Here is a 22645-nt window from a genome sequence, read left to right on the forward strand (position 1 = left end):
GAAAAGCCTGGCCTGCGCGTATTGGTTTCAATCTGCGGTTGGTACGACGAGCGGTGCGGAATATCAATCCAATTGAATTCCATGCCCCATCGCCTGTTCTACTGGACTCAGCTCCAGTCTCATCTCTTCGCTCGGAGCCCAATTCCCGGAGTAGCGAGTGTCTCGAATCATTACCCCAGCGACCCCTGAGCACGAGATCAGCGAGCACAATGCCAGGATGTTTGGCTCTCCCAAGGAGCGTCTGGATTTTTACCGGCGTGAGATCCAGTACGAAACCAGCATCCTGGCCAACCGTACGGATGCCTACCTGGCGGCGCAGTCATTCCTGGTCATCGCTTTCGTCTCATCCATGGGAAACCTCAATCAAGGGTGGGGCGAGATGTTCACCCTCATCGTGCCCGCGTTCCTCGCCTTGCTCGGGGTACTGAGTTCGCTCAACGCCTGGCCTGGCATCCGGGCGGCGTACAACATCATCGATCACTGGCAGTTCAAGCAGAGCCACCTGCTGCGCAGCGAGCCATTGATGGGGTTGGCTTACGACGAGTCGCCGCTGTTCTGTGAGGCGGAAACCTCGCGTGCAGGGCATCGAAAGTCATTGCTGTTCTCGCTACGGACGCCGTGGATCTTTCTGGTGTTCTGGGTGTTATTGGGTAGCTACTCGGTTTACATCCAACTGGCCTGAACACGTTTGCGTGCAAACATGGAGGTAACGTTTTGACGACTGAGGCATTACTGACCGAGCTCCTCAACGCCCGAGGGCCGGGCGGACAAGAAGATGAAGTACGGGCCATTTGTCTGCGCGAGCTGCGCCTATTCTGTGATGACACGCACATCGACCCTGCTGGCAATGTGGTGGGGGTGATTCGTGGGGGCCGCACTGGTAGCCCAGAGGCAGCCATACGCGTTATGGCCCACCTCGATGAGATCGCGATGATCGTCAAAAATGTGCTGGAGAACGGCACCCTGGAGGTGCTCGCTCTAGGTGGTTCGCAACCGATAAGCTTCGGTGTCTGCCCTGTCGATATCCTGGGCGATGAACACATCCTGCCGGGTGTTTTGTCCTACGGTTCCATGCACAACAGCGGTCGTACTTCGAATGGAAGAGACGTGCTGGCAGGAAATGTTCAGTGGAAAGATGTCTATATCGTCACGCGCAAGAGCCAGTCGGATCTCCAGCAACTTGGCGTTCGGCCTGGTACTCGAGTCGTGCTCAGTCAGCACTGGCGTAAGCCCTTCAAGGTACATGACTGTATTGCCGCTCACTTCCTCGACGACCGAGCTCCGCTGAGCGCTGTCATTCTCTGTGCGAAGCTGCTGAGTGAACGGCGAGAAAAACTGAAGCAGGACGTTTGGTTCGTGCTTACGACGCTGGAGGAAGAGTCGAATGCCGGCGCCATGTACGCAGCTTCCCGACTGCCCGGCGACACTACAATCGCTGTCGAGGTCGGCCCTGTACTTGAGGAATATGGCACGGAGCTTTCGGCCAACCCGATCATCAATACCGGCGACCAGAAGGGATACTACAGCCGCACCGTGGTGCAGGGCCTGATCGCCGCTGGCCTAAAGGCCGGCTTTAAGCCCCAGTCGGCATTGCTCGTCGATTTTGCATCCGATGCAAGCGCGGTGATGAGCGCCGGGATCGATGCCCGGGCTGGTTGCATTGCTATACCGACCGAGAATACCCATGGCTTCGAAATGGTGCTTCTGGAGGGGATTACGGCCTGCGCCGCAACACTGGTCGAATTCATGCTGGATGCCCATCTGTCCGACATTTCAAGAACTGGCTGAACGCCATTGGAGTAGGGCGCCCTGAGCTTAAGACAGGCGAAGAAACCTTCGCCCTCGCCTTGGGAGTGTCCTATGCAAAAGTGCCATTGGGTGGCTGCGGTTTCGGTCTTGGGGGTCTCGATAGCGCTGGGCGGGTGCGCCCGCGATCCTGAAAAGCGCTCGGTCTCCGAGCTTGCTGTGAGTGGCACCAAAAGTCTTTTGCGCACGGATTCCGACATGCAGAAGCTGCTGAACAAGTTTGCTAGCTTCGATGCCAAGGCCATCGAGAAGACCACGCCTCAGGAGGCCCGTCAGCAGCCGACCATGGCCGATGCTGTGAAGGGCGTGCTGGAAGATCAGAAACGCAGTTCGAGCCCCGAGTCATTGGTGCCCGGCGTCACCACGCGGGAAATCTCGATACCCAGCCCGTCAGGCTCCATGCCGGCCACGGTGTATACGCCGCCAGGCAATGGCCCTCACCCAGCGGTGCTGTTCTTCCACGGCGGCGGTTGGGTGATAGCAGATCGGAAAGTTTACGATGGCGGCGCACGCGGGTTGGCCAAGCAAGCCGATGCCGTGGTGGTATCGGTCGATTACCGCTTGGCTCCTGAGCACAAATTCCCCGCTGCGCATGACGATGCCCTGGCGGCTTACCGTTGGCTGGCAAGAAACGCCGCCTCCGTTGGCGGGGATCCAGAGCGCCTGGCATTGGCCGGCGAAAGCGCAGGCGGCAACCTCGCCGTCGCTACTGCAATGGGCGCCCGAGATGCTGGCCTGACAGCACCGAAACACGTCCTTTCGGTGTATCCGGTTGCGCAGTCGAGCACCGATACCGCTTCCTACCTCAAGTACGCCGATGCCATGCCGCTGAATCGTCCGATGATGCTGTGGTTCATCGGCCAAGTCACCAGTTCGCCTGCCGATGTCCAGGATCCACGTATCAACCTCGTCAAGGCTGACCTGCATGGCTTGCCTCCGGTGACCATCATCAACGCGGAAATCGATCCGCTGCGCGACGATGGCGCCCAGTTGGAGCAGGCGCTACGCACAGCAGGTGTGGCGGTAGATCGCAAAGTCTACGACGGCGTGACGCACGAGTTCTTCGGCACTGCCGCCGTCGTGAAGAAGGCTGAGGACGCACAGGCCTATGCGGGTCAGCGCCTGAAAACTGACCTCGCCAAATAGAGCGCAAGCATGCGTTAACGCCAATCAGTGCCCTTGAGGCAGCCGGAGAATCCTGATGAATAACCAACCGGATACACCCGTTGCAATTATGCCGCTGCGCTTCCAGCCCTCTTTCGAGCAAATTCCGGATGACGAAGCCGAGACGAGCAGGGAGCTGGCTGAAACCCTACGGCAGATCATGGAAACCACGTTCAAGGACAACGGCCACGCCAACCGCAGTGTCCATGCCAAGGGACACGGATTGCTGCGCGGGAAAGTGACCATCCTCGAAGGACTGCCAGCGGAACTGGCACAAGGTGCCTTTGCCAAGCCCGCTACGCTGCCGGCCTTTCTGCGGTTTTCCACCAACCCAGGGGATGTGCTCGATGACAAGGTATCGACCCCGAGGGGCTTGGCACTGAAGATCGTGGGTGTCGAAGGCTCCCGCCTACCTGGCAGTGAGGGGCAGGTGACCCAGGACTTCGTCACCGAGAATGCCAAAGCCTTCACCTCGGCAACGCCCAAGGCGTTCCTGAAAACGCTGAAGATGCTCGCGAAGACGACGGACAAGGCACCAGGCATGAAGAAGGCACTGTCAGCCGCACTGCGGGGAGTGGAATCGCTGGTCGAATCGGTGGGCGGCGAAAGCGCTACGCTGAAGAGCCTCGGTGGCCATCCCCAGACGCATATTCTGGGCGAGACCTTCACCACGGTGGTGCCGATCCTCTACGGCCCTTATTACGCCAAGCTGGCCATTGTTCCTGTGTCGCCCTCGCTAACCGAGTTGACTGATCTCAAAGTGGAGCTGAAGGGCGACCCGGACGGGCTTCGCCATGCCGTAGAGGCGTTTTTCAGGCAGAACGGCGGCATCTGGGAGCTGCGTGTGCAGCTGGCCACTGACATCGAGAAGATGCCCATCGAGGACGCATCAGTGAAATGGTCGGAAGCGTTGAGCCCCTACGTGACAGTTGCCAGGGTAGAGGTCGAACCGCAGGCCGCCTGGGATGATGAAAAGGTACGCGACATCGATGATGGCATGGCATTCAGCCCCTGGCATGGGTTGGCTGCGCATCGTCCCCTGGGAGGCATCATGCGGGTGCGCAGGCCCTCATACGAAATGTCAGCGCAGTTTCGCGCTACGCACAATGGGTGCCCGATTCACGAACCGCGTTGAATTTACGCAGTTGGCACATTTTCCATCCATGAGCGATGTGCATGCCCCCTGGCAATCCAATGGAATTATCTCTTCTACGGCTTGCTCAATAGCGTATGAACTAGGGAGCGGATCTTGTGCCAGCACTTCAATTGTACGTAATCGAGTATGACCTGCACGGTGACCATCGGACGTTCATCATCCGCTTGGAGAAAATGGACAACGCCGTGGCTTGGCACTGGGCCAGTTGCGATGCCGGCGTTGGCATCATCCCAAGATTCAGTCAGCAGAAAATCAAGTTGGTCAGTCGACCGATGGCCGAGCGCTATGGCATCGCTAAGGTGAAGTGGCGGCTCGCCGGCGATGGCCCTGAATTCGTAGCGCAACCTATCGATGTCAAAAAATTCTCGGGGGTTGCTGAAGGTACTTGAAGCCCGGCGCCCCGATCCATCTGCTTTGAGGTATTGCCATGCAGCCGAAAACCGAAGGCTCCGAAGAAAAAGGGCCAAGCGACGTGCCCTTCATTAACGATCCGGAAAAGCCCACGTCGCCGCCACTCAATGACGCTGATGCAACGGAGGCAGCCGAGGCAGAGGAAGACATCCAGGATGACGGCGAAGCCATTTAACCAAGAGGAGCACACGATGGACAATTACCACCTCAGCCCGACATCAGAAGGATGGGAATTGAAGGAAGCCGGTGCTGAATGCGCCTCCAAACGAGCGTCGACGAAGCACGAGCTCGTCAGCGCCATTGCGGATTTCTTTGATGGCAAGACGGCGTCGGTGAAGATCCATAAAGCGGATGGCACTATCGAAGAGGAACGCACCTACCCACGATCTGCTGATCCGCGCCGTAGTAAAGGTTGAAGACTATAACTGCCTGTGACCTCGGCATTGAGGTCACGGATGCCCTTGGCGTGTTCAGATGGTTGTTGGCCAGCTTTCTCATGGGGAAGCGCATCCGCGCCACCGTAGCAGTGCAGGCGTACCGGATGCTTGTCGATCAGCAGGGCCTGGGTACGCCGATTAAGCTTGCCCAGACTTCTCATTCCACACTGGTCAGACTGCTCGGGCAGGCCGGCTATGCGCGCTACGATGAATCCACTGCCCGACGACTGCATGATCTTGGCAACAAGGTAGAAGTGGAACTTGCTGCTCAACTTGAGGCACTGCAGGAAGAATCAAATGCTGAGGGATTCAAGCGCTGGCTACTGAGTTTCGAGGGCGTAGGCCCAAAGACCGTGGAGATTTTCATGCGTGAAGGCTTGGCCCATTTGACGAAGTTGGAAGGCCATTGAGCATGGGTGGCCTTTAGCCCCCATCGACGCATGTCCGGATGAGTGAAACACTCGAAAATCTAACCATGGACTGGAGCAGGTGATGAAGCTCGACATCGAGGGTTTGTCGCTGTCAGGTAAGACGGTAATTGTGGTAGAAGACGATCCAACGCTTCAGACCCTGTTGGTGGACATCCTGATCGAGTTGGGCGCCACCTGCGATGCGTTCGATAACTCAGAAGATGCCTTGATTCACTTGATGGGACTTAAGAGCGACTGCTCGTTGATCGTTGTCGACCATGGTGTTCCGGGAAGCATCAAAGGTATGGAGTTCATCTCCATGGCACACGAAAGGTGGCCTGGACTACCCGCCATTCTGACTTCTGGCTACCAGCTTGATGCTTCTCAGGTGACGCCACCCGTTACCTACCTCTTCAAACCGTGGTCGATAGACGAGCTCGCTCAAGCTATTAGCCAGGCGCTTCACCCTGCAAATTTACCTTCAACTCTCCCGCCGCTCGACCAACAAGGACTCTAGCGCTGCAGGTTATCCCGAGCACCATCGTCCGTGTGATGCTCAGCAGGCGCCTGATGGTGGGGATCACATTCGCTGCCCATCGCCTGATATTCCTTGCGAAGTTTATGGATTTCCCGGTTATCGAGCGCTTCGAGATCCAATACCGACTGCTCCGCAGATTTCGTAGCGCGGATCAGTTCGTCGAGCTTCACGTGGATGATGTCGTTATCCCGGTTCTGGGTGTTCTGAATCAGGAAAACCATCAGGAATGTGATGATGGTGGTCGACGTGTTGACGATAAGTTGCCAGGTATCGTTGTAGTGAAACCAGGGCCCAGATGCAGCCCACATGGCGATCAACACCACGGCGATCAAAAAGGTGCTCGGTTTACCGGCGTGGTTGGCGAGCCATTGGCAGAACTGGGCGAATTTCATGACGTCATCTCCATTGCGATCCATAGGGTTTGACCGCAGCGGAGCGCTGAAATCTTTTTTTACATTTACCTCAGGTATTGGGTGAACCCACTAAGCGCAGCGGAACGACGTGGCGTGCCGGAAAGTCAAAAAAATACTCGAAAACTTTCCCAAGGCTTCTGCGCAGATGACCTTCATCGTCTGGTTCGCCACGCTGGGCGCAGTCTTGCTGCTGCTCGCACTCTCATCCTCCTACCTGCGCTGGATCCCTGTGACCTCGTCTGTAGTGTGCCTTGCCCTGGGTATCGGCCTGGGTACATCGGGGCTAGGTTTTCTTCAGCTGGACGTGAGCAAGTCGAGCGGATGGATGGAGCACCTTACAGAAGTCGCGGTGTTGTTTTCGCTGTTCTTCAGTGGTTTGAAATTGCGCCTGCCCTTGCACAACCGCCGTTGGTGCAGCGCCTTTTTTCTAGCAGGGCCAGTGATGTTGATCTGCATCGGTGGGGTAACGCTGGTGCTGCATCACGGCCTGAACTTGGGGTGGGGAGTCTCGCTACTAATCGGGGCGATCCTCGCACCCACTGACCCCGTGCTCGCAACTCTGGTGCAGGTGGTTGATGCCCAAGACGATGATCTTGTCCGTTTCATCTTGTCGGGTGAGGCAGGGCTTAACGACGGCGTGGCGTTTCCCTTCGTCATGCTTGGACTGTTCCTGCAACAGGACAATGGCCAGGCCTGGTTCAGTGACTGGTTGTTCAAGGACATGCTGTGGGCAGTAATCGCAGGCCTGTTGCTTGGCTACTGGATGGGGCGCGGCCTGGGCAAGCTCACGCTGTTCTTGCGTCTGCGCAACGACGACAGCACCGTCTCGCCCAATGACTATCTGGCCCTTGCCCTGATTGCGTTGGCATACGTGAGCGCCGAGTCGATACAGGCCTATGGGTTCCTCGCGGTGTTCGCTGCGGGCCTCGGTTTACGGCAGGCGGAGGTGCAGACCGCCAATAGCCCAGAAGAACCGGCTGCTGAACATCTGGTACAGCCTGTGGTGGGTCACCAGCACGTGGCGCCGGAGCTAGCCGTCAAAGGCGATTTGAAAGGGCTCGACGACTCGCAGGTAGCAGCGGGGATCATGTTGGGTGACATGCTGGCTTTCGGTAGCCTGATCGAACGGGCAATGGAAGTGTTTCTGGTGACCCTGCTCGGGGTAGTGCTCATTGAGCATTGGGACTGGCGGGCAGTGCTGGTGGCCGGCGCTTTGTTTTTTGTCATTCGCCCCATCAGTATCCTGCTGTTTCCGGCTCGGGGAGTGCTGGATATCCGCCAGCGTGGGCTTTTGGGGTGGTTTGGTATCCGAGGTATCGGTAGCTTCTACTACCTGTTCTATGCCCTCAATCATGGGCTGCTTCCCACGTTGGCCGCGCAGAGCATCAACCTGGTGCTGTCAGTGGTGGCGTTGAGTATTCTGCTGCATGGGTTGAGTGTCCAGCCGCTTCTTGCCAGATACGAAGCGTGGAAGGAAAGGGTTTCCTGATGGCCGTTCAGGAGAAAAGTGCCAGGGCAGCTATTGCCCTGGCACTGGATCACCGCCAGTTAGCGGTTTTCGCTACCGCGACCGCCGCCGTGGCTGTTTTGCCCGCCTTTACGGCCCGCTTCGGAGGCACGCTCACGGTCGTTGGCAAAATTGCCGCCTGAACTCTGCCCGCCTTTGCGACCTGCCTCCGACGCCTTCTCGTGATCATTGGCAAAATTGCCAGGATTGTTCTGAGCAGTGCCACCTTGATGGCCACGATTGGTTTGGTTGTTAGCCATGATCTTTCACCTCATGTCGTCACACAGGAAAGTCTGTGTTCAACTCGGACGTCGGGGCGCGGGGTGTTTACTCCGTGGGTTTTAGCCGAGGCCGACGGGTTGCGCGAAAGAACCGGTGCAGGCGTGTGTGGCGTCCTTAAGCTTTGTTCGCGAACGTTTGGAAAGGATCAAGCTTGGCAGACGTCGACCTTCCAGCCCCGTCGGCGTGGTTAAGCTGAGCGCAGAGCAGTTCCTGGAGCTGGGTTATTGGCCACGGCTTAGGAAGGAACTCCGCACCTGGCGGCAACACTCTCCCTGCAAATTCGTAGTATCCGCTCATGACAATGATGCGCGTCTGAGGTTTTTGCTGGCTTGCCATCCAGGCAAGATCAACCCCATTGAGTAAACCAGGCGTTTGTACATCCGTTATCAGCAGCGTCCAATCTTGCTTCCTCAACGCCTCATTGCCGTCATCGGCAGTCGCCACCGCTGTCACCATGGCCCCCCATTCTTCCAGGTACAGGGTCAAAAGCTCTCGAATCATGGGTTCGTCCTCAACGATGAGAACAGTTGGGCGAATTATCTTCGCAGCGGGAAGCAGCTCTTTCATACGGGTACTCGGACATGCGGCTGCAGGAAGGGAGGGACATCCAGGTCTGCTTGCTTTCATCCAGCAAGACGTAGCAGCGCGCCATCACTACGACATCGCCAGCGTTCAAGAAATTCACTCCAACTTGAGTCAGTGCCATCAATTCGCATCCGTGAGCGTATCTATAGCGGGGGCGACCCTCTGGACGCATCCATGCCGCTGGCACCGCTCTGCTGAACCTCTGCAATCTTCGTGACTCAACCCTTCATCAGCGTGTGAGGCCTCCTGATGCGAACGTTCGAGAAAAACCTCTCCGCCGCCCAATTGCTGAAGCTCAATTGTTTGGCAGTTTGGTATCGGGTGCTTGAAGACAGGGCATTGCGCATGGACTCGCCGGACGACTATCACGAGGAATTGCTCCGCCAGGCCGATGAGATGGATCGTCGAGGAATTGTCTCCTGGCAGGAATGGCGCGATCTTCGTCTGGAGGCTGACGCTGCTTACCTGAGAGCGGTAGCAGGGAAGGACTATCGCCCGGTTAATCCCACAAGCTCGTCAGCAGAGTAGGATCGAACGTGATCTCGCAACCACGCTCATTCCTCTGTAAGCAGACTTTCTCTATCTATCCCTGCGTCGTGAATGTGTGAATGTAAAACCCACAAGGATTCCCAGCGCCGCTGCGCCGATCAGCAGGGGCGTTTTATCTTTTGGCTTCCTCCAACCTCCGTTGATACCCCTCCTGCCACTCGGAGGCTCAAAGAGGTTGCCTGATGATGCTTCGGCTATGGGACTGCGATTTATCCCCCAGCGCGTCAGCCTTCCTGACAACAGAGGCAGGCCTGGTATCAGGTAGCTGGCCAAATGCGCGAGGCGCGCCGCAGCGCCAACCGTGGTGTGAGCACGAGGCGAGATTGCGCAGGCCACCATAGCCTTCGCCACCATTTCGGGATCGTATACGGGGCCTGGCGGTGTCAGCGCATGCCCGGTGTAGTTACCGCCGTCTCGGAAGCCTGGTGTGTCCATGACGGCTGGATAGATATCGCACACATGGATGTTGGGAAACTCAGTCAATTCGCCCCGCAATGCCTCGGTCAGTCCGCGCAAGCCGAACTTGCTCGCCGAGTACGCGGCGGCGTAGGGCTGTGCCACCCAGCTGCCCAGCGACAGCGTGTTGATCAGAATGCCGCTGCCCTGTGCCTTGAAGAAGGGAAGGGCGACGTAGGCCCCTCGCAGGTAACCGATCAGGTCAGTCTGGATGACCTGCTCGTGCGCCTCCAACGGCGTTTCTTCGAAATTGCCGACCGCGCCGACCCCGGCATTGTTGACCCAGATATCGATCCGTCCCTGTCCAAAGTCTGCGGCCTGAGCGGCAAGCGCTTGAACCTGGTCGCTGTGGGTGACGTCGGTCGTGATCGCTATGGCATCCGTACCGCAATCGGTGCATTCATCCAGCACGTCGAACAACGCCTCTTCATCGCGTGCGGCGAGTACAAGGCGAGCACCTTTGCACGCAAAGGCATGCGCGGCGGCTCGGCCTATGCCGCTGGATGCGCCGGTGATGACCACGACCTTGCCGCGCAGAGGCCCTCTGAGCGGAGCGCCACGGTCAGGCGCTTCTCGTTTCGTAGCCGAGGCGCTGGGGTCAAGGGGTGCAATGGGGTCGCTGGCCTCGATCCGCGAGAGCTCAAGGGAGGTGCCATCGACCAGGGTCAACGTCAGCCCTTCGACCGTGCCTGCCGCTCGGTTTGGAAATACGGGCTCACCTTCAGCATCCAGGCTGTCGTAGATGAAGCGTGTACCTTCGAGCCAGCCCACGGCGGTGAGAAGTTCAGGGCCGAGATAATACTTCCCGTCTTGAAAGAAGCCTGGAAACTGATGAGCGCGCTCCACGTTTTCCACGCGATAGCGTTCGCCTGATTTCATCCCTGTCGCTTGATCGATCATATTGAAACCCCTGTAAGTGGAGCTCGGAAATGTCAGCCTTTGCTGTGCTCGTCGGAAGTGGGCCCGGTACCGCGCTTGATACCGCGCGGGCCAGCAACGCCCCAGATACCTAGGCCAATTAACGGTAGCGCGACGATCAGCAGGGCCCAGGCCGCTTTGACTGCATCTGACTTGTCGCTTCTGAACACGCTGACAATGGCCCACAGATCGATGAGTAAAAGGATTGCCGCGACGGCAATCCAGAAGTAGCTGGCGACCTCATTCATGATCTTGTCTCCTCTACACGTAGTCAGGGCCCAAGGTGCCCGGTGCAGCGCCCGGCACCAGGATGACTTTGCGACAGTTGTCCTGCTTCTGGTCGAACATCTTGTAGCCCATGGCCGCTTCTTCGAGTGCTAGGCGGTGGGTGACGATGAGTTCCGGTTGCAGGCGTCCCGCCTCGATGTGTTCAAGAAGTTCAGGCAAGTATTTCTGCACGTGGGTCTGGCCCATCTTGAACGTGAGGCCTTTGTCGAAGGCGTCGCCGAACATGAAGGCGTGGATGAAGCCGGCGTACACACCCGGCACACTGACAACGCCGCCGCGACGCACTGCAGCAATGCTCTGGCGCAGCGCCTTGCCACTGCTGCCTTCGATTTTCAGCGCCGTCATCACCGTTTCGGCAGTGCTGCCCTTTGCCTCGAAACCGACCGCATCAATCACTGCATCGACGCCGCGCATGCCTGGTGTCTGGCGGATGATGCTGTCGGCGGGATCGTCGTCTTGCTCGAAATTGATCGGTATGACGCCGTAAGCCTCGCGGGCGTAGGCCAGGCGGTAGTCGTTGTCATCGACCATGAAGATGGTCTGTGCCCCGAGCATTCGCGCACAGGCGGCGCTTAGCAAGCCCACCGGCCCGGCACCATAGATCGCCAGCGATGAACCCTGGCCAATCTCGGCATTGATGACCGCCTGCCAAGCGGTGGGCAGAATGTCCGAGAGGAACAGCACCTTGTCATCGGCCAGGTCGGTGGGCACTTTGAACGGGCCGACGTTACCTTTGGGCACCCTCACGTAATCCGCTTGGCCGCCAGGGATACCGCCATAGAGATGGCTGTATCCGAACAGCGCGGCGCCCGGGGGAATGCCCTTCTTGTTGATGATCGAGCCCCGCCCCGTATTGGTGGTTTCGCAGGCAGCGAACAGATCGTGCTGACAGAAGAAGCAGTTGCCGCAAGCGATCACAAAGGGAATCACCACGCGGTCGCCGATCTGGAGATTGGTGACGGCATTCCCGGTGTCCTCGACGATGCCCATGAACTCATGGCCGAAGATATCGCCGGCTTCGGTTTCTGGGATTTTGCCTCGGTAAAGGTGCAAGTCGGAACCGCAAATGGCTGTGGCGGTGACCCTGAGGATGATGTCGTCTTCTTGCTCGATGATCGGGTCAGGAACGTTATCGACCCTGACGTCGTGTGCTCCGTGGTAGGTCAGTGCTCTCATGAATGTCAGCTCCTGCAGCCGCGTAATTTCGTGATCGGTATGCAGGGGAAGCCATGGCGGACAGCAAAGTTCAGACCAACAAGGCAGGCGGTACTGATTCGCTGCCTATCCGAAAGTTGGCTGAACCAATCGGATCACATCGATATCAGAGCGATCTAAATGGAGCTGCTGGGACGAATCGGTGGCCATCCATCATAATCGGCTGTTCGCAAGGGCTAGCTGTGAGAATCCCAAGCTCGGGGGCTTCAACCGTTCCGCTTTAAAGCTAAAGGGGGCTGGCATGCGAATACGTGGTGATGTCTTCTGGAAATGGGCTGACCCCGCGCTTGCCCACCGCAGTTATGATGAAACGCTGGACGACGGAACCGCTATAGAAGTCCAGACGAGGTTGTCACGAACCGGAGCCACCCAGGTTTTTATCGGGGTTTATGCCGCGAGTGGAATGCCCCTTCACGAAGAGGCATTTGCTGCCATGCCGGGCGAATCGATGAATCGTGCGCTGGCTTGGGGGATAGGACGGGCCAAAAGCATTGCCAATGAGCCAAATAGGAAAGGCATTAAGCGACCGCCATTCAGTACGATGGGGGAGTAGGCAAGCCCAGCCAAAACCAGAAAATTTCTCCTCGTACCGATACTTTTCTTGGGACGGGCAAGTTTTCTGATCGATACTCATCAGTGCTGCTGCCTATTGAACATCAAGCTCCTTGGCTGATTCAGGCTATTCGTTAGCGGTGATTATTCCTTCTCGTCTTAGCAGATCTACGTTGGTTGGCTTGACTGAGGTTTTGGTGATTTCCTGGATCGAGAACCAGCGACACTCCACTATCTCGTGCGAAGGTCGAGGCATCATGCTGGCCGGAACGGCCATTCGGTACAGCCAGTGCTCTTCCGCTTGGAGCACGTGATGCCCCAAAAACTGAGCGTCAGTCAGTTCTAGGCACGTTTCTTCCCGTAGTTCACGACGTGCCGCTTCAAGCTGCGTTTCGCCAGGATCGATTTTCCCGCCAGGGAGTGACCACTGAGGTGCCTCCTTGCGTACAAGCAATACCTTCCCTGCCTGCAGGCAGATGACGGTGGAATGAAGTTCTCTCGATGGGCTCATCACTTGTCCTCCCTTTGACGGAAGGCTCTCATGATCTGGTGAAGTTCACTTGATGCGTCGAAAGGCGTTCGACTTACCTGAGCAGGGCATTACACGCTTCGGCGCCGATAACTTGAACGTTGCCCTCGTTACACCGGTCATCTAACCGACACACGGAAGATTTATTCTCGGCAAGGAACCTGCCGGATCTAGGCCAGCCAACGTTAAGGGCAGCGCATGAAGGCAATGGACACTGCAACAGCGAAACGCAAAGGCATCAAGCTGCGCGCCACCATCATCTATCGCAAGGATGGTGAAGTCTTGTTCGTTCGCAAGCGCAACGCCAAGTGGAACCTACCTGGTGGCCGAGTCGAGCGAGACGAGACGCCGCATGAGGCGGCTATGCGGGAGATGGCCGAAGAAACTGGTCTCGCATTCGACGAGCTCCGTTACCTCACGATGTACGGGTGCTGAACCACTCACCGTATCGCTTACACATCAGATGTGATGGGTGAGTATAGATTTTGGTTCGGTGGCTGCTCAGGCTGAAGCTTCTGCAGATGTTACGAAGGCATGTTGAGCGGCCTGCAGCCGCTCTTGCAGACGAGCAACATAGGCCTCAGCTTCAACTGCATTCGCGAACGAAACTGGATGGCCGTCAATGATTACTTTGCAGCCTGATCCGTGTTCGTCGACCTGGATATCGATCTTCATGCCCGCCATCTCCTTGGTGTTGTTTTGGCGGCGCGGAGGGTAACGTAAATAGATCAGCAGGAAAATCGCCAGGGCCGCTCTAGCATGCAGGTTTCATCGATTATCATCAGTTCGGCAAAACGCTGTAACAACTCCAACCGTCTGATTATGAATGGATTTGCCGGCCATTTGGATGCATGAGAGCCGCTGTGGGCTATGGTGGGATGACATCTGTCTAATACTAAAGTCGTAGGAGAGCGGCATGCGCATACGCGGTGACATTTTTTGGAAATGGTCAGACCCGACGCTTCATCACCGAACTCACGATGAGACGCTGGACGACGGCACGACGATGGATATCCAAGTGCGGTTGTCGCGAACGGGCAGCACTCAAATGTTCATAGGCGTGTATGCCGGCAGTGGTATGGCACTGCATGAAGAAGCCTTCGACACGCGTCCAGGAGAGTCGATGACGCGTGCCTTGGCCTGGGGGGTTGGCCGTGCGAGGTGCCTCGCCACCGAGCGAAACCAGCCTTCGCAACGGCTTGCTTAAACAATTTGCTGGTAGCCGAGGGTCGCAATTTTTTCTCAGTGATCCACTTCTTGATGAATCCAGGCGGTATAAGCCGCTTTGAGAGATTGAGGCAGGTGTGGTGAGTCGGGTTTCAATGCGCCCGGCTTTTTCACCCACTCGGTCAGCCAGGCGATGACCAGAGTGCGAGTGACAGGGCTAGGCCCAACCTGGCGCTCTAGCTCCGCAGCTATCTGATCCAAGAACGCGATCTCAGCGTCCAATTGGGCTAGCTGATCAGCCATTGTCTCGTCCTCCTACCCCATGTGCTGCTTTCGTTCCAGGGCGGATAGAGCCAGCGCACGACCCCTGCCCGCGCCCCACGCCATGGCCCGAGTTACCGATTCACCAGGCCGTTTTGCATAGGCTTCTTCAATCCTGGCCAAGCCCGAGCGCTCGTAGATCCCGATGAACAACTGCGTGTCGCCAGTACGGGAGAGCCGAACCTGAACATCGAGCTTGGCTCCATCATCTAGCTCTTCCTCGTGGGAATGGTGCTGTAGAGCTGGATCTGCCCAAGCCCAAAATACTGCTCCTCGATGTCGCATCCTTGCCTCCTGATTACCTCTCCTTCAAGCGAGCTTAGTCCGTTTCGTCTAGATCGGTGGTTTCAATCATTTCAGGACATTCCAGTGCATGTCTTTGACTCACTCATGATCATGTGACCGGTGGGAATTCAGAGACTTCATGCTTCTTCGCATGGAAAACCGTCAATTCGGAACTCTGCATTCAGCCATGGATCATCAGATCATGGATGATCATTTTCGCGTTAAGGATGTCGCCCATTCTCTAGGTGCGATCCCTTATGAGCGTCACTACGCATCGCCCAGTCAGAGCTAAGGCCACGATCATCTGCTTACGAAATGACAAGGTTCTGCTTGTCCGCAGGAAGGGGGCTAAATGGAAGTTTGCAAGCGGCGTGCTCGCGACCGGCGAAGCGCCAATCGTTGCCGCTGCCCGTGAGCTTTGGAAGGCGCTGGCGCTTCATTGCTCAGGCTTGAACGCTGTGGGCACCGTCGAGGTAGGCAATGTTCTCCACCATATTTTTACGACTGACGTACCCGACGGTTGCTGCGTCGCGCTTGGCAGAGGCATCGTTCATTGTAAGTGGATTTGTTGGGAGGAGCTGAGTTCAACCATGCTGAAACCCACAGCCGCTGCTTTGCTTTCACGAGACCTGCAGGAGCTCGTTCACCATGATGGGTGCCCGGAATCAGTCTCGTCTTTCAACACAAACTGAACGTCAAGATCAGCGTTCGGGTCGGATCGTTAACTGTCATGAAAAAGGAAGTTAGTGATGAAAGCGATGACACGAGTGTTCACTGGCCTGGCGTTGGTTGGTGCTATGGGGGCTACTTCTGCATGGGCTGATACGCCCGGTGCTGACTGGAAGGTGAACAAGGATCAGGCTGAGGCCACCTTGAAAGGCGCAGGCTACACCCAGATTACCAAGATCGAAGCTGACGATGGTCACTGGGAAGGCGAGGGTATCAAGGCTGATGGCAAGCAATACGAGTTCCAGGTTGATCCGCACGACGGCAAGATTATCAAAGACGAGCTGGATAACTGATCAGGGCGGGTGTTGCTCTCTGAGCGGCCCGTGCCTAAGGCGCGGGCTTTTTTTCGTTAGTCATCCCAAACGGATTTCGGCGTTTCTGGGCCAGTCTCCTGGCAACGGAAGCAAGCGGCGGCTATCGACCCAGCTAACCTTGAGGTTTCTCCCCAAGGTCAAAGAGCAAGCTTTTCGCTCGTTCTAATAACAGGGATTATGTCGATGGCTGTCTCGGAAAGCTCACTCGAAAAGTCGTGCCTTGCTCAGGGCTAGATACGACTTGAATGCTGCCGGCATGGCTGGCCGTGATTTCCTTGGCTATGAACAACCCTAGCCCTAGACCTTGGCTCTGCTCACCGTCAGCACGACTTGCGCGTGTTAAGCGTGCTTCAGGATCAAATAGGTAGGTGATCTGGTCGGCAGAGATTGGTTTTCCCCAGTTGTGTACCTCAATTACGGCCATGTTCTCAACGCAGCTAGCACCTACTCGAATCGGCCGCTCAACATCCCCGTGTCGTATGGCATTTACCATCAGATTGGATATCACCTGGCTCATGCGTAGCGGATCGACGCTCGCCGGCAGTGCATCGGTACGTTCGAAAACAACGTTAATCTGTGGATGGGCGAAGCAGACCTCTTGTACAACCCTGGCACACAACGAAGTCAGATCGATATCCTGACGTTGCACCGTGATGCCCAGGCCCAGGTTGCATCTGGCGAGATCCAGTAGATCGTTTACCAACTGATTGGCACGTTCGGCACTCGTATCGATCTGCACCGCCAAGCTCTGTTCACGGTCTCCCCACTGCTTGGCTCTGGTAAGCAGCGCCGCTCCCATTTTAATGGCCGTTAGTGGTGATCGAAGATCGTGACCCAGTACCCCCAGCACCATTTTGCGTGTGGTATCGACAGCCTTGCCATAGGATGCGATGGACTCTACAAGAGCCTGATCGATAGCTTCGTTGAAACGGATTATTTCGGGTACACGATCCGCTTGATCGAGTGATGCTTCCTGTGAAAGCCAAAGCCTGAGCACGCTGGATCTGAGGGCTCTGTACTCGGATACCATCTGATCGAGGGTAAAACCATCCAGAAGGCGAAGTACGGCATGAGTCTCAGCAGCGCTTTCGCCCTCAATAGCTGGGCCTAAACCCTGCGATTTATCGATCTCCTGCTGCAAGCTCTGTGGTGTATCCATATCGCGAGCCACGGCTTGGAGGATGAAGGCGGCATGATTTCTTAAGCCCTTGTCACTAAGCGCTTCGCGAGGTAATTCAACGGTACGAGCGAAATCCTCCCAAGCCTGCAGGATGCTGCCCATGTGCTGAGTGATGAATGTCGACAACCGCATGCAGCCTGCCCTCCGTCCTAATCGCGTATCTTTTCCGTTGAGTCTGTAGAAGCGTAGCTCCCTGGCATCTGGTTGGTGACTTCCAGCGCAACGCGACTGATTTGATACTAAAGCAAGCGTCCGCTACGGGGCGACTGCTGTCACTCGCCAAAGGAATTGAGCACGCTGATAATCTCGGCAGTTCAGCTCTGGGTTGCCCAGAGGCATCCTCGTCGAACTGCTTTGTCCAACAGGCGATACGCTTTTGCTGACAAAGGCTGCGCATGAGGGGGCGGATTTACCGGGAGGGTTTCCGCTACAGCAAAGCGGAGGTGCTGTTGCTCGACCTCAGCCAGCGTAATGAGATTAGTGGTGACCTGTTCGGGCTGCTCAGCTAGTGGCGAGTGAGAAGCTGATGGGGGGGCAATCCATGGACGATGGGAACGATGCGTCTGGCGAGCGCCCCGGTCGACCTGTCATGGGGATGATGAGCCAAAGCTTCACGACACGAGTTAATGAGCTCTGTACTGTTTACTGCAAATAGAGCGGGGCCATGAGCAAGGCCAGGGCTTCCAGCTCCCCTGGCCCTAAACAACCTTACCGGTTGTCTTCAGTCATGCCGCTGTCTTCGTCCTGCACCGCTTGCGAAGCTTCGTCAATTTCGCTTTCGCCATTGTCAGACTTGGGCCCCGTGGTATGACCTCCCATGCCGCCTCGATGAGCTGCACCAACTGCGCCCTGGTGGTCGCTTTGGTACCCACCGCCTAAATCCTGACCACCTTGATGCAAATCTCGTGGAAGGTCGGATTCGCTCTCCGACAACTGTCCACCTCTTTGACCAGGCTCAGATGGTCGGTGTGGATCATTCTCGAAGCCGTCAGGATTGTTTTGAGTGGTGCCACCTTGCTGACCGGTTTTTTCTTGATCGTTTGCCATGATCTCGCACCTCGTGTGTTCACACAGAGAGCCTGTGTGTTCTGTTGAGATGTTTGGCGAATTCGGGAGGCTCCCTTTACTTTCGTATTCGCTGACCGGGTGCGCGAAAGATCGTGAAGCGCAACGAATCGTGTAATAAAGATTGCTGCATAGCTTGTGCAGTTGTCCGCGCTCGGTACGCGATTATCCGGCTTCCAAGAGAGGTAGGCGCTGCCTGATGTCGGCAATGAGCCGTCTACCTTCTGCCTCCATCAGATCGCCATAATTGGCAATGGCGGCACACCCTCGGCACGTGAGGATAGCCTTCTTGTTCAACCTCCGTGGTATTACAAGGTCTTGCCCGCCGCATTTGGGACATCTCAAGGTGACGCTCACAGTTTTCCTCTCCATGGATGTTGATCAGGATCCTTCCCTCGCCGTGCTGATCACTAAACACGATGCGGTACATGGAGTGTCGCGGTGTGCTGATCGTTCACTTTGAGACAAGGACTAGGCCGGGCATTTGAGTGTCGGCAACTAGCAAGCGGAGCGCGCAGCCCATGGATGGGCTTAGGCGTGAGGATGGAAGCCCGGTAGGGCCGTGACCCTGGCTCGCCAGGGTGCGGTACACGACAGCCGCTCCCCCGAAAGGGGGACACGCCCGAGGCCCCATCCACACAAAGCTGATGGAGGCGGCTATTGGCTGGATCGGCTATTCCTAGTGGATGGTGTAGCTGTTGAAGAGCGATGTACATGGGCACCGGTTGGATCGGTGATTTGAATGACGTTACCGTGCTGCCAGCCATCCGCCTGGGGATCAGCATCAGGAATACGAATGTCGGCCCGCTCGGCTTTCGTTTTCGCAGCATCCACTCCCAGGCGCCGATTGCGCTGTTCGACCATCTCCGGATCAGCCTGGCCATCAGCGGTAAAGCCCATCATCAATTGCGGCACACCTACAGGCAGCGATTTATCCTGATCGGTGTGCCAGGTGTGCCATGTCTTCCCATAAGTGTGCGCCAGTCGCTCCATCAAGGCATGTTCAGCAGGAGCAGGGATGCCTGGGGCGATCAGCTGCCCAGACGCGACCTCGTAGCCATGACTGTGCCACATCGCCTTCTCCTTGATTGGTAATCCGGCAAACAGCTTCTCGTCGATGATGTACTCGACGCCCATGATCTTCGCACCCTTGGTATTGCCGTCGAATATCACACACTGAATGACATCCTCGTTGAGGATGGAGCAGTAGTGGTGCGCTTCCATTTGCACGTCCTGATGGCCGTTGTAGAAGTGAAATCCATCCAGGTAGGCGTTGATGGCCTCAATGGGCGGCTTGGACTGCAGCGTCGCGGCGCCGGTTTCCAGCAACTGGGTTTTTGCCGACTCTGGCCGGCCTGGTGCCTCCACAGGAGACTTCGTTTCGGGAGCGGCGCATGCCCACAGCAGAGTGCAGGCAAGGGGAAGAGTTATCGATTGGAATAGCTGTCGCATGAGGAAGCCTCTGGCTGATGTCCTTAGAGGACAGCCTTAGCCGATGAAGCGGACAGCCCAACGGACGAATGGCCCGAGTCGATGAGGAATTGCGGGCAAAAGAAAGCCCGCTGCTAGGCGGGCAAGGGAGCTTCTATCACACGTAGGGATAGCTAACGCTCCCACATAGCATGTGAAAAGGGCGTGAATAAATCCGTCAGTGAAGACGGTGCCTGTCCAACCCCCGCGCTATTTAAGTGGATTAGGTCTAGCGGTTGCGCACGGTATCCAATGCAGGTGACCAGACGTTATGTCCGCAGCGTTCACACACGACAGAGTCTTGAGGTTCATGGAAGGTTGGGAAGCCGCAGCTGACGCAACAATGTAGGCCCGCGTTCGGCGGGGCCAGGTATTCTGGGCGATGTTCGACTGGCAGCACCGACAGCCCTGGCCGGGTGTCGTCTTGCCCATAGAAATACAGACTGAGATCGCCATCGGTTTCCAATAGGCCGAGTCGAACTTGGCCGAGATGCTCCACGCCTTGTTGGCGCAGCTCCATGAAGAGCTCGTTGGACGAGATGTTCAAATTCCGCAGCGAATGGATCTCGTACATTCCGTCCTTTACGACCGTGATGGGCAGTCCATCGATCCAGGCCTCGCATGTTTTGCTGCGCCTCATCATGTAGACGGTTCCGCGATAGAGCAGCAAGAGCGTAAGGAAAACCAATGCGACCGGGAGGAGGGGTACATCTTCATAAAAAGTCACATCGCCTGCGGCTGAGCCCAAGGTGAGGATCACCACGAGCTCGAATCGGGACAGCTGCCTGATTCCGCGTCGACCACTGAATTTCAAAAAGAAGAACACGGCTAGAAACGCCGCTGAAACACGAAGGGCGACCTCCAAGAGGAAGGTCAGCGGGAACTCGCCAATGAGCATCCTTTGTAGATCAAATGAAACCATTCGCTGTACCCCGCCAGTTGCAATCTCCCGTTACAGACTGACCCGCAATTATCGATCTTGGTTCATGCGGCGGTGTCGGCGAGATCAGTAGACCTTTTGCCATACGTTGATTGGTGCAAGGCTTTGGATTCCATAGTAGCTGGGTGACGTGCGGTTAGATGGACGCGCGCTTCGGGACTGCGCCCATATCTATGTGGCAGCAGATCTTCGCCCTTGGACGAAGCTCCCAATTATTGGGGGGTGAATTGCAGTTTGGGCAACTGAGCTGGGATTCACTGAAAGTAGCTATTTCATAAGTGCTCAACATGTCCGTAGACTCGCCGAGCTCAGATTGCGACGATGATGTCTTCGCGACCACACTTTTCTGAGCCGCCAATCATCAATACCTGGTTTTGTCCGAGGTCATTGTCACTATCTGCATCTGAGCAGCCTGCAAGTGGCTTGGCACAAGAATGGCTGGTGTTTCGGTACTCCAATGGCGAAGTTGAATCCGTAGGCATCCATTGGCATTGCTGTCGACACTTTGAATCTGGCGGCCCCCCTGGGGAGGAGAAGGCGATTAGCCTGTCGGGATGTCCCAAGGGCAGGCAACAGCGGATGGGCATGCCCGATTATCTCCAGGCATGCTGTGTGGACGCTTGATGTTAGGATGCTTGGGCATCATTAGACTTTAGCAAATCGGCGATCTCAGCAGCGATCTCATCAATGGTGTGCACCGCGGTGCTGCGCGCCACCTTGTCCGCGATCGAAGAACTGAAATCCATCACCTGCTGCTTGGTGATGTTGTGCCAAATCGGCAGCAATATCTGTTCGCCAGAAACCGAGCGGGTAACGATCCCGTCCAATTCGTAATTCGTCCATCCCTTCTTGATAAACGCTGGGGACAGAACCACAAGTCCAACGCGGCTATTAACCAAGCCTTTATCAATTTTTTGACGCAAGCTGTCCCCGATACGAAGTGTCATTTCGTCAAACCATACCTTGAGCCCAACTGCAATCAACGCATTGGCCAATGGCCTGACAAACTCGTCCTTGTCCTCAGATGCATGAGATATGAACACGTCATAGGTTTGCCCGTTCGACTGCGCCGGAGTTGGAACCTCGCTGCGGACTAGGCTTGGTACCTCAGATAGCGGACGACGATAGATTTCCGGAACTCCACTGGGCAAAGCACGTGACGTGCGCCCCCCACCCCTACCAGATGAAGAGGATGATGACGGAGAAGAGTATGAGGTGGAGGAATATGAGCGTGCTCCATAGCCCCCATAGCGATTTCTACACGCAGGACAATTGGCTGCCGCGCTTGCGGAGCGGTGACCCTTACTAGGTGCGGTGCATGTCGCCATATCGATTCTGACTCCCCAAACGCAATGTGCGCCTTGTACGTGCCCTGCCTCAGTCATGGCATTAGCGGGACAATCCCATAGGTTCAGCGCTAGAAAATCATGCCAGTTTGAAGCGCCTAAACTGAAGGATTACTGATATCAACGTGCCATGCAACCCTTTTGGGGTATAGCGAAACGTGGATCGCTGGCAAGCAGCGGAAACTATGTAAGGAACTTTCGAGTGGGCTTGTGTGGCTGAATTGAACTCGGTTTCGTAGATACCTCGAACGGCTGCAAAGAATCGATTGCGGTCGGTCACCACTGGCTGTTTTCGACCCAGGGGTGCCAGTGCAGTTGCCAGTAATTATGTGGGAGTGGGCTTGTCCCGCGAAGCGGCCGGCCCATGCATTGGAGGTAGCTGGCACGGGCTACGCCCGTGTTCGCTGGGCAAGCCCGCTCCCACAAAAATCAACTCTGAGTTCACCGCCAGCAACGCGTCGTAGGCTAGCGGTCATCATTTACCTCTTTCTATCCAAAGCTCCCAAACGGGAGCGATGGTCACGCTCAATTCCCAAAGCCTGTGGCCGTGGACGAAGACCGTGAGATACCCGCGTTGTGAGCTTCACTGGTACCCATCTCCCTGAGTAATAG

The 22645-nt window shown here is 56.5% G+C and carries 30 protein-coding genes and 1 pseudogene; 16 read left to right on the forward strand and 15 right to left on the reverse strand.

Annotation, left to right across the window (positions count from 1 at the left end; genetic code table 11):
• The first annotated feature begins 157 nt into the window (after positions 1-157).
• From L6D64_RS22705 to L6D64_RS22745, 9 genes are all read left to right on the forward strand, one after another.
• Positions 158-682: a hypothetical protein gene (locus L6D64_RS22705; protein ID WP_054902870.1), complete on the forward strand. Its 525-nt coding sequence runs from the start codon at positions 158-160 to the stop codon at positions 680-682.
• A gap of 32 nt (positions 683-714) precedes the next feature.
• Positions 715-1788 (forward strand): zinc-binding metallopeptidase family protein, encoded by a 1074-nt coding sequence (locus L6D64_RS22710; protein WP_104834334.1) that lies wholly within the window; start codon positions 715-717, stop codon positions 1786-1788.
• Between the two features lie 72 nt (positions 1789-1860).
• Entirely contained in the window at positions 1861-2952 is a 1092-nt protein-coding gene (locus L6D64_RS22715; protein WP_176507756.1) for an alpha/beta hydrolase, read from the forward strand.
• A gap of 55 nt (positions 2953-3007) precedes the next feature.
• Entirely contained in the window at positions 3008-4105 is a 1098-nt protein-coding gene (locus L6D64_RS22720) for a catalase family protein (protein WP_104834336.1), read from the forward strand.
• Between the two features lie 116 nt (positions 4106-4221).
• Positions 4222-4515, forward strand: a complete 294-nt coding sequence (locus tag L6D64_RS22725; protein ID WP_060510441.1) for a DUF6555 family protein — start codon at positions 4222-4224, stop codon at positions 4513-4515.
• Positions 4516-4553: 38 nt separating this feature from the next.
• Positions 4554-4712 carry a hypothetical protein gene (locus tag L6D64_RS22730; RefSeq protein WP_172455977.1) on the forward strand — a complete coding sequence of 53 codons (159 nt, stop codon included), beginning with the start codon at positions 4554-4556 and terminating at the stop codon, positions 4710-4712.
• 16 nt (positions 4713-4728) lie between these two features.
• Complete coding sequence (locus tag L6D64_RS22735) at positions 4729-4953, forward strand: DUF2188 domain-containing protein (protein WP_176507757.1); 225 nt, start codon at positions 4729-4731, stop codon at positions 4951-4953.
• Positions 4950-5384, forward strand: coding sequence for an HhH-GDP family DNA glycosylase (locus tag L6D64_RS22740; RefSeq protein WP_054902864.1), 435 nt, complete (start codon positions 4950-4952; stop codon positions 5382-5384). Before L6D64_RS22735 ends, L6D64_RS22740 begins: the two co-directional genes overlap by 4 nt.
• 82 nt (positions 5385-5466) lie before the next feature.
• Positions 5467-5901 (forward strand): response regulator, encoded by a 435-nt coding sequence (locus tag L6D64_RS22745; protein WP_054902863.1) that lies wholly within the window; start codon positions 5467-5469, stop codon positions 5899-5901.
• On the opposite strand, the gene L6D64_RS22750 is transcribed toward L6D64_RS22745, so the two are convergent.
• Positions 5898-6314 (reverse strand): low affinity iron permease family protein, encoded by a 417-nt coding sequence (locus tag L6D64_RS22750; protein WP_054902862.1) that lies wholly within the window; start codon positions 6312-6314, stop codon positions 5898-5900. The two genes, L6D64_RS22745 and L6D64_RS22750, sit on opposite strands and share 4 nt — an antisense overlap.
• Before the next feature lie 166 nt (positions 6315-6480).
• Here L6D64_RS22750 and L6D64_RS22755 point away from each other — a divergent pair, with 166 nt between their 5' ends.
• Positions 6481-7824: a cation:proton antiporter gene (locus tag L6D64_RS22755; RefSeq protein WP_176507758.1), complete on the forward strand. Its 1344-nt coding sequence runs from the start codon at positions 6481-6483 to the stop codon at positions 7822-7824.
• A gap of 59 nt (positions 7825-7883) precedes the next feature.
• Here the strand turns inward: L6D64_RS22755 and L6D64_RS22760 are convergent, their stop codons facing one another.
• Positions 7884-8102: a con-10 family general stress protein gene (locus L6D64_RS22760; RefSeq protein WP_104834338.1), complete on the reverse strand. Its 219-nt coding sequence runs from the start codon at positions 8100-8102 to the stop codon at positions 7884-7886.
• A gap of 136 nt (positions 8103-8238) precedes the next feature.
• The gene (locus tag L6D64_RS22765; RefSeq protein WP_176507759.1) at positions 8239-8691 is read right to left on the reverse strand and encodes a response regulator; all 453 of its coding nucleotides are present in this window, start codon (positions 8689-8691) and stop codon (positions 8239-8241) included.
• Between the two features lie 267 nt (positions 8692-8958).
• On the opposite strand from L6D64_RS22765, the gene L6D64_RS22770 reads away from it, so the two are divergent.
• Positions 8959-9237, forward strand: coding sequence for a hypothetical protein (locus L6D64_RS22770; protein WP_104834340.1), 279 nt, complete (start codon positions 8959-8961; stop codon positions 9235-9237).
• A 51-nt stretch (positions 9238-9288) separates the two neighbouring features.
• Here the strand turns inward: L6D64_RS22770 and L6D64_RS22775 are convergent, their stop codons facing one another.
• The 3 genes from L6D64_RS22775 to L6D64_RS22785 are packed head-to-tail and all read right to left on the reverse strand — an operon-like array spanning position 9289 to position 12096.
• Complete coding sequence (locus L6D64_RS22775; RefSeq protein WP_104834341.1) at positions 9289-10614, reverse strand: SDR family oxidoreductase; 1326 nt, start codon at positions 10612-10614, stop codon at positions 9289-9291.
• A gap of 32 nt (positions 10615-10646) precedes the next feature.
• Positions 10647-10880, reverse strand: a complete 234-nt coding sequence (locus L6D64_RS22780) for a PLD nuclease N-terminal domain-containing protein (protein WP_054902856.1) — start codon at positions 10878-10880, stop codon at positions 10647-10649.
• A gap of 13 nt (positions 10881-10893) precedes the next feature.
• Positions 10894-12096, reverse strand: coding sequence for a zinc-dependent alcohol dehydrogenase (locus L6D64_RS22785; RefSeq protein ID WP_054902855.1), 1203 nt, complete (start codon positions 12094-12096; stop codon positions 10894-10896).
• A 280-nt stretch (positions 12097-12376) separates the two neighbouring features.
• On the opposite strand from L6D64_RS22785, the gene L6D64_RS22790 reads away from it, so the two are divergent.
• Positions 12377-12688, forward strand: a complete 312-nt coding sequence (locus tag L6D64_RS22790) for a hypothetical protein (RefSeq protein WP_054902876.1) — start codon at positions 12377-12379, stop codon at positions 12686-12688.
• Between the two features lie 126 nt (positions 12689-12814).
• On the opposite strand, the gene L6D64_RS22795 is transcribed toward L6D64_RS22790, so the two are convergent.
• Positions 12815-13198, reverse strand: a complete 384-nt coding sequence (locus tag L6D64_RS22795; protein WP_060513155.1) for an NUDIX domain-containing protein — start codon at positions 13196-13198, stop codon at positions 12815-12817.
• A 216-nt stretch (positions 13199-13414) separates the two neighbouring features.
• On the opposite strand from L6D64_RS22795, the pseudogene L6D64_RS22800 reads away from it, so the two are divergent.
• Positions 13415-13642, forward strand: a pseudogene (locus L6D64_RS22800) (NUDIX domain-containing protein); the annotation flags it as partial.
• A gap of 75 nt (positions 13643-13717) precedes the next feature.
• On the opposite strand, the gene L6D64_RS22805 reads toward L6D64_RS22800, so the two are convergent.
• Positions 13718-13891 carry a hypothetical protein gene (locus tag L6D64_RS22805; RefSeq protein ID WP_156340949.1) on the reverse strand — a complete coding sequence of 58 codons (174 nt, stop codon included), beginning with the start codon at positions 13889-13891 and terminating at the stop codon, positions 13718-13720.
• Between the two features lie 241 nt (positions 13892-14132).
• On the opposite strand from L6D64_RS22805, the gene L6D64_RS22810 reads away from it, so the two are divergent.
• Positions 14133-14423: a hypothetical protein gene (locus L6D64_RS22810; RefSeq protein ID WP_054902851.1), complete on the forward strand. Its 291-nt coding sequence runs from the start codon at positions 14133-14135 to the stop codon at positions 14421-14423.
• 35 nt (positions 14424-14458) lie between these two features.
• Here the strand turns inward: L6D64_RS22810 and L6D64_RS22815 are convergent, their stop codons facing one another.
• Both L6D64_RS22815 and L6D64_RS22820 read right to left on the reverse strand, forming a co-directional pair.
• A complete protein-coding gene (locus tag L6D64_RS22815; protein WP_060513156.1) occupies positions 14459-14686 on the reverse strand; it encodes a hypothetical protein in 228 nt (75 codons plus the stop codon).
• Positions 14687-14698: 12 nt separating this feature from the next.
• Complete coding sequence (locus L6D64_RS22820; protein ID WP_054902849.1) at positions 14699-14989, reverse strand: hypothetical protein; 291 nt, start codon at positions 14987-14989, stop codon at positions 14699-14701.
• 257 nt (positions 14990-15246) lie between these two features.
• Here L6D64_RS22820 and L6D64_RS28600 point away from each other — a divergent pair, with 257 nt between their 5' ends.
• Complete coding sequence (locus L6D64_RS28600; protein ID WP_176507760.1) at positions 15247-15681, forward strand: NUDIX domain-containing protein; 435 nt, start codon at positions 15247-15249, stop codon at positions 15679-15681.
• Positions 15682-15738: 57 nt separating this feature from the next.
• Positions 15739-16011, forward strand: coding sequence for a PepSY domain-containing protein (locus L6D64_RS22825; protein ID WP_054902847.1), 273 nt, complete (start codon positions 15739-15741; stop codon positions 16009-16011).
• A 196-nt stretch (positions 16012-16207) separates the two neighbouring features.
• Here L6D64_RS22825 and L6D64_RS22830 read toward each other — a convergent pair whose 3' ends face one another.
• From L6D64_RS22830 to L6D64_RS22850, 5 genes are all read right to left on the reverse strand, one after another.
• Positions 16208-17344, reverse strand: a complete 1137-nt coding sequence (locus L6D64_RS22830) for a sensor histidine kinase (protein WP_054902846.1) — start codon at positions 17342-17344, stop codon at positions 16208-16210.
• A gap of 576 nt (positions 17345-17920) precedes the next feature.
• On the reverse strand, positions 17921-18259 hold the full coding sequence (locus tag L6D64_RS22835) for a stress-induced protein (RefSeq protein WP_104834347.1): 339 nt from the start codon (positions 18257-18259) through the stop codon (positions 17921-17923).
• Positions 18260-18934: 675 nt separating this feature from the next.
• Complete coding sequence (locus L6D64_RS22840; protein WP_104834349.1) at positions 18935-19729, reverse strand: OBAP family protein; 795 nt, start codon at positions 19727-19729, stop codon at positions 18935-18937.
• A gap of 247 nt (positions 19730-19976) precedes the next feature.
• Entirely contained in the window at positions 19977-20669 is a 693-nt protein-coding gene (locus L6D64_RS22845; RefSeq protein WP_104834350.1) for a DUF421 domain-containing protein, read from the reverse strand.
• Between the two features lie 644 nt (positions 20670-21313).
• A complete protein-coding gene (locus L6D64_RS22850) occupies positions 21314-21838 on the reverse strand; it encodes a toll/interleukin-1 receptor domain-containing protein (RefSeq protein WP_054902842.1) in 525 nt (174 codons plus the stop codon).
• Positions 21839-22645 lie beyond the last annotated feature (807 nt).

The sequence above is a fragment of the Pseudomonas urethralis genome (assembly GCF_021602465.1).
Lineage (GTDB): Bacteria > Pseudomonadota > Gammaproteobacteria > Pseudomonadales > Pseudomonadaceae > Aquipseudomonas > Aquipseudomonas vlassakiae.

Bases quoted from the DNA above. Each gene is read 5' to 3' on its own strand.
- L6D64_RS22830 (WP_054902846.1), bottom strand. From the start codon at position 17,344: ATGCGGTTGTCGACATTCATCACTCAGCACATGGGCAGCATCCTGCAG.
- L6D64_RS22785 (WP_054902855.1), bottom strand. From the start codon at position 12,096: ATGAGAGCACTGACCTACCACGGAGCACACGACGTCAGGGTCGATAAC.
- L6D64_RS22835 (WP_104834347.1), bottom strand. From the start codon at position 18,259: ATGGCAAACGATCAAGAAAAAACCGGTCAGCAAGGTGGCACCACTCAA.
- L6D64_RS22745 (WP_054902863.1), top strand. From the start codon at position 5,467: ATGAAGCTCGACATCGAGGGTTTGTCGCTGTCAGGTAAGACGGTAATT.
- L6D64_RS22790 (WP_054902876.1), top strand. From the start codon at position 12,377: ATGCGAATACGTGGTGATGTCTTCTGGAAATGGGCTGACCCCGCGCTT.
- L6D64_RS22795 (WP_060513155.1), bottom strand. From the start codon at position 13,198: ATGAGCCCATCGAGAGAACTTCATTCCACCGTCATCTGCCTGCAGGCA.
- L6D64_RS22715 (WP_176507756.1), top strand. From the start codon at position 1,861: ATGCAAAAGTGCCATTGGGTGGCTGCGGTTTCGGTCTTGGGGGTCTCG.
- L6D64_RS22720 (WP_104834336.1), top strand. From the start codon at position 3,008: ATGAATAACCAACCGGATACACCCGTTGCAATTATGCCGCTGCGCTTC.
- L6D64_RS22810 (WP_054902851.1), top strand. From the start codon at position 14,133: ATGCGCATACGCGGTGACATTTTTTGGAAATGGTCAGACCCGACGCTT.
- L6D64_RS22845 (WP_104834350.1), bottom strand. From the start codon at position 20,669: ATGGTTTCATTTGATCTACAAAGGATGCTCATTGGCGAGTTCCCGCTG.
- L6D64_RS22840 (WP_104834349.1), bottom strand. From the start codon at position 19,729: ATGCGACAGCTATTCCAATCGATAACTCTTCCCCTTGCCTGCACTCTG.
- L6D64_RS22825 (WP_054902847.1), top strand. From the start codon at position 15,739: ATGAAAGCGATGACACGAGTGTTCACTGGCCTGGCGTTGGTTGGTGCT.
- L6D64_RS22815 (WP_060513156.1), bottom strand. From the start codon at position 14,686: ATGGCTGATCAGCTAGCCCAATTGGACGCTGAGATCGCGTTCTTGGAT.
- L6D64_RS22820 (WP_054902849.1), bottom strand. From the start codon at position 14,989: ATGCGACATCGAGGAGCAGTATTTTGGGCTTGGGCAGATCCAGCTCTA.
- L6D64_RS22765 (WP_176507759.1), bottom strand. From the start codon at position 8,691: ATGAAAGAGCTGCTTCCCGCTGCGAAGATAATTCGCCCAACTGTTCTC.
- L6D64_RS22780 (WP_054902856.1), bottom strand. From the start codon at position 10,880: ATGAATGAGGTCGCCAGCTACTTCTGGATTGCCGTCGCGGCAATCCTT.
- L6D64_RS22730 (WP_172455977.1), top strand. From the start codon at position 4,554: ATGCAGCCGAAAACCGAAGGCTCCGAAGAAAAAGGGCCAAGCGACGTG.
- L6D64_RS22775 (WP_104834341.1), bottom strand. From the start codon at position 10,614: ATGATCGATCAAGCGACAGGGATGAAATCAGGCGAACGCTATCGCGTG.
- L6D64_RS28600 (WP_176507760.1), top strand. From the start codon at position 15,247: ATGAGCGTCACTACGCATCGCCCAGTCAGAGCTAAGGCCACGATCATC.
- L6D64_RS22805 (WP_156340949.1), bottom strand. From the start codon at position 13,891: ATGAAGATCGATATCCAGGTCGACGAACACGGATCAGGCTGCAAAGTA.
- L6D64_RS22770 (WP_104834340.1), top strand. From the start codon at position 8,959: ATGCGAACGTTCGAGAAAAACCTCTCCGCCGCCCAATTGCTGAAGCTC.
- L6D64_RS22735 (WP_176507757.1), top strand. From the start codon at position 4,729: ATGGACAATTACCACCTCAGCCCGACATCAGAAGGATGGGAATTGAAG.
- L6D64_RS22750 (WP_054902862.1), bottom strand. From the start codon at position 6,314: ATGAAATTCGCCCAGTTCTGCCAATGGCTCGCCAACCACGCCGGTAAA.
- L6D64_RS22760 (WP_104834338.1), bottom strand. From the start codon at position 8,102: ATGGCTAACAACCAAACCAATCGTGGCCATCAAGGTGGCACTGCTCAG.
- L6D64_RS22755 (WP_176507758.1), top strand. From the start codon at position 6,481: ATGACCTTCATCGTCTGGTTCGCCACGCTGGGCGCAGTCTTGCTGCTG.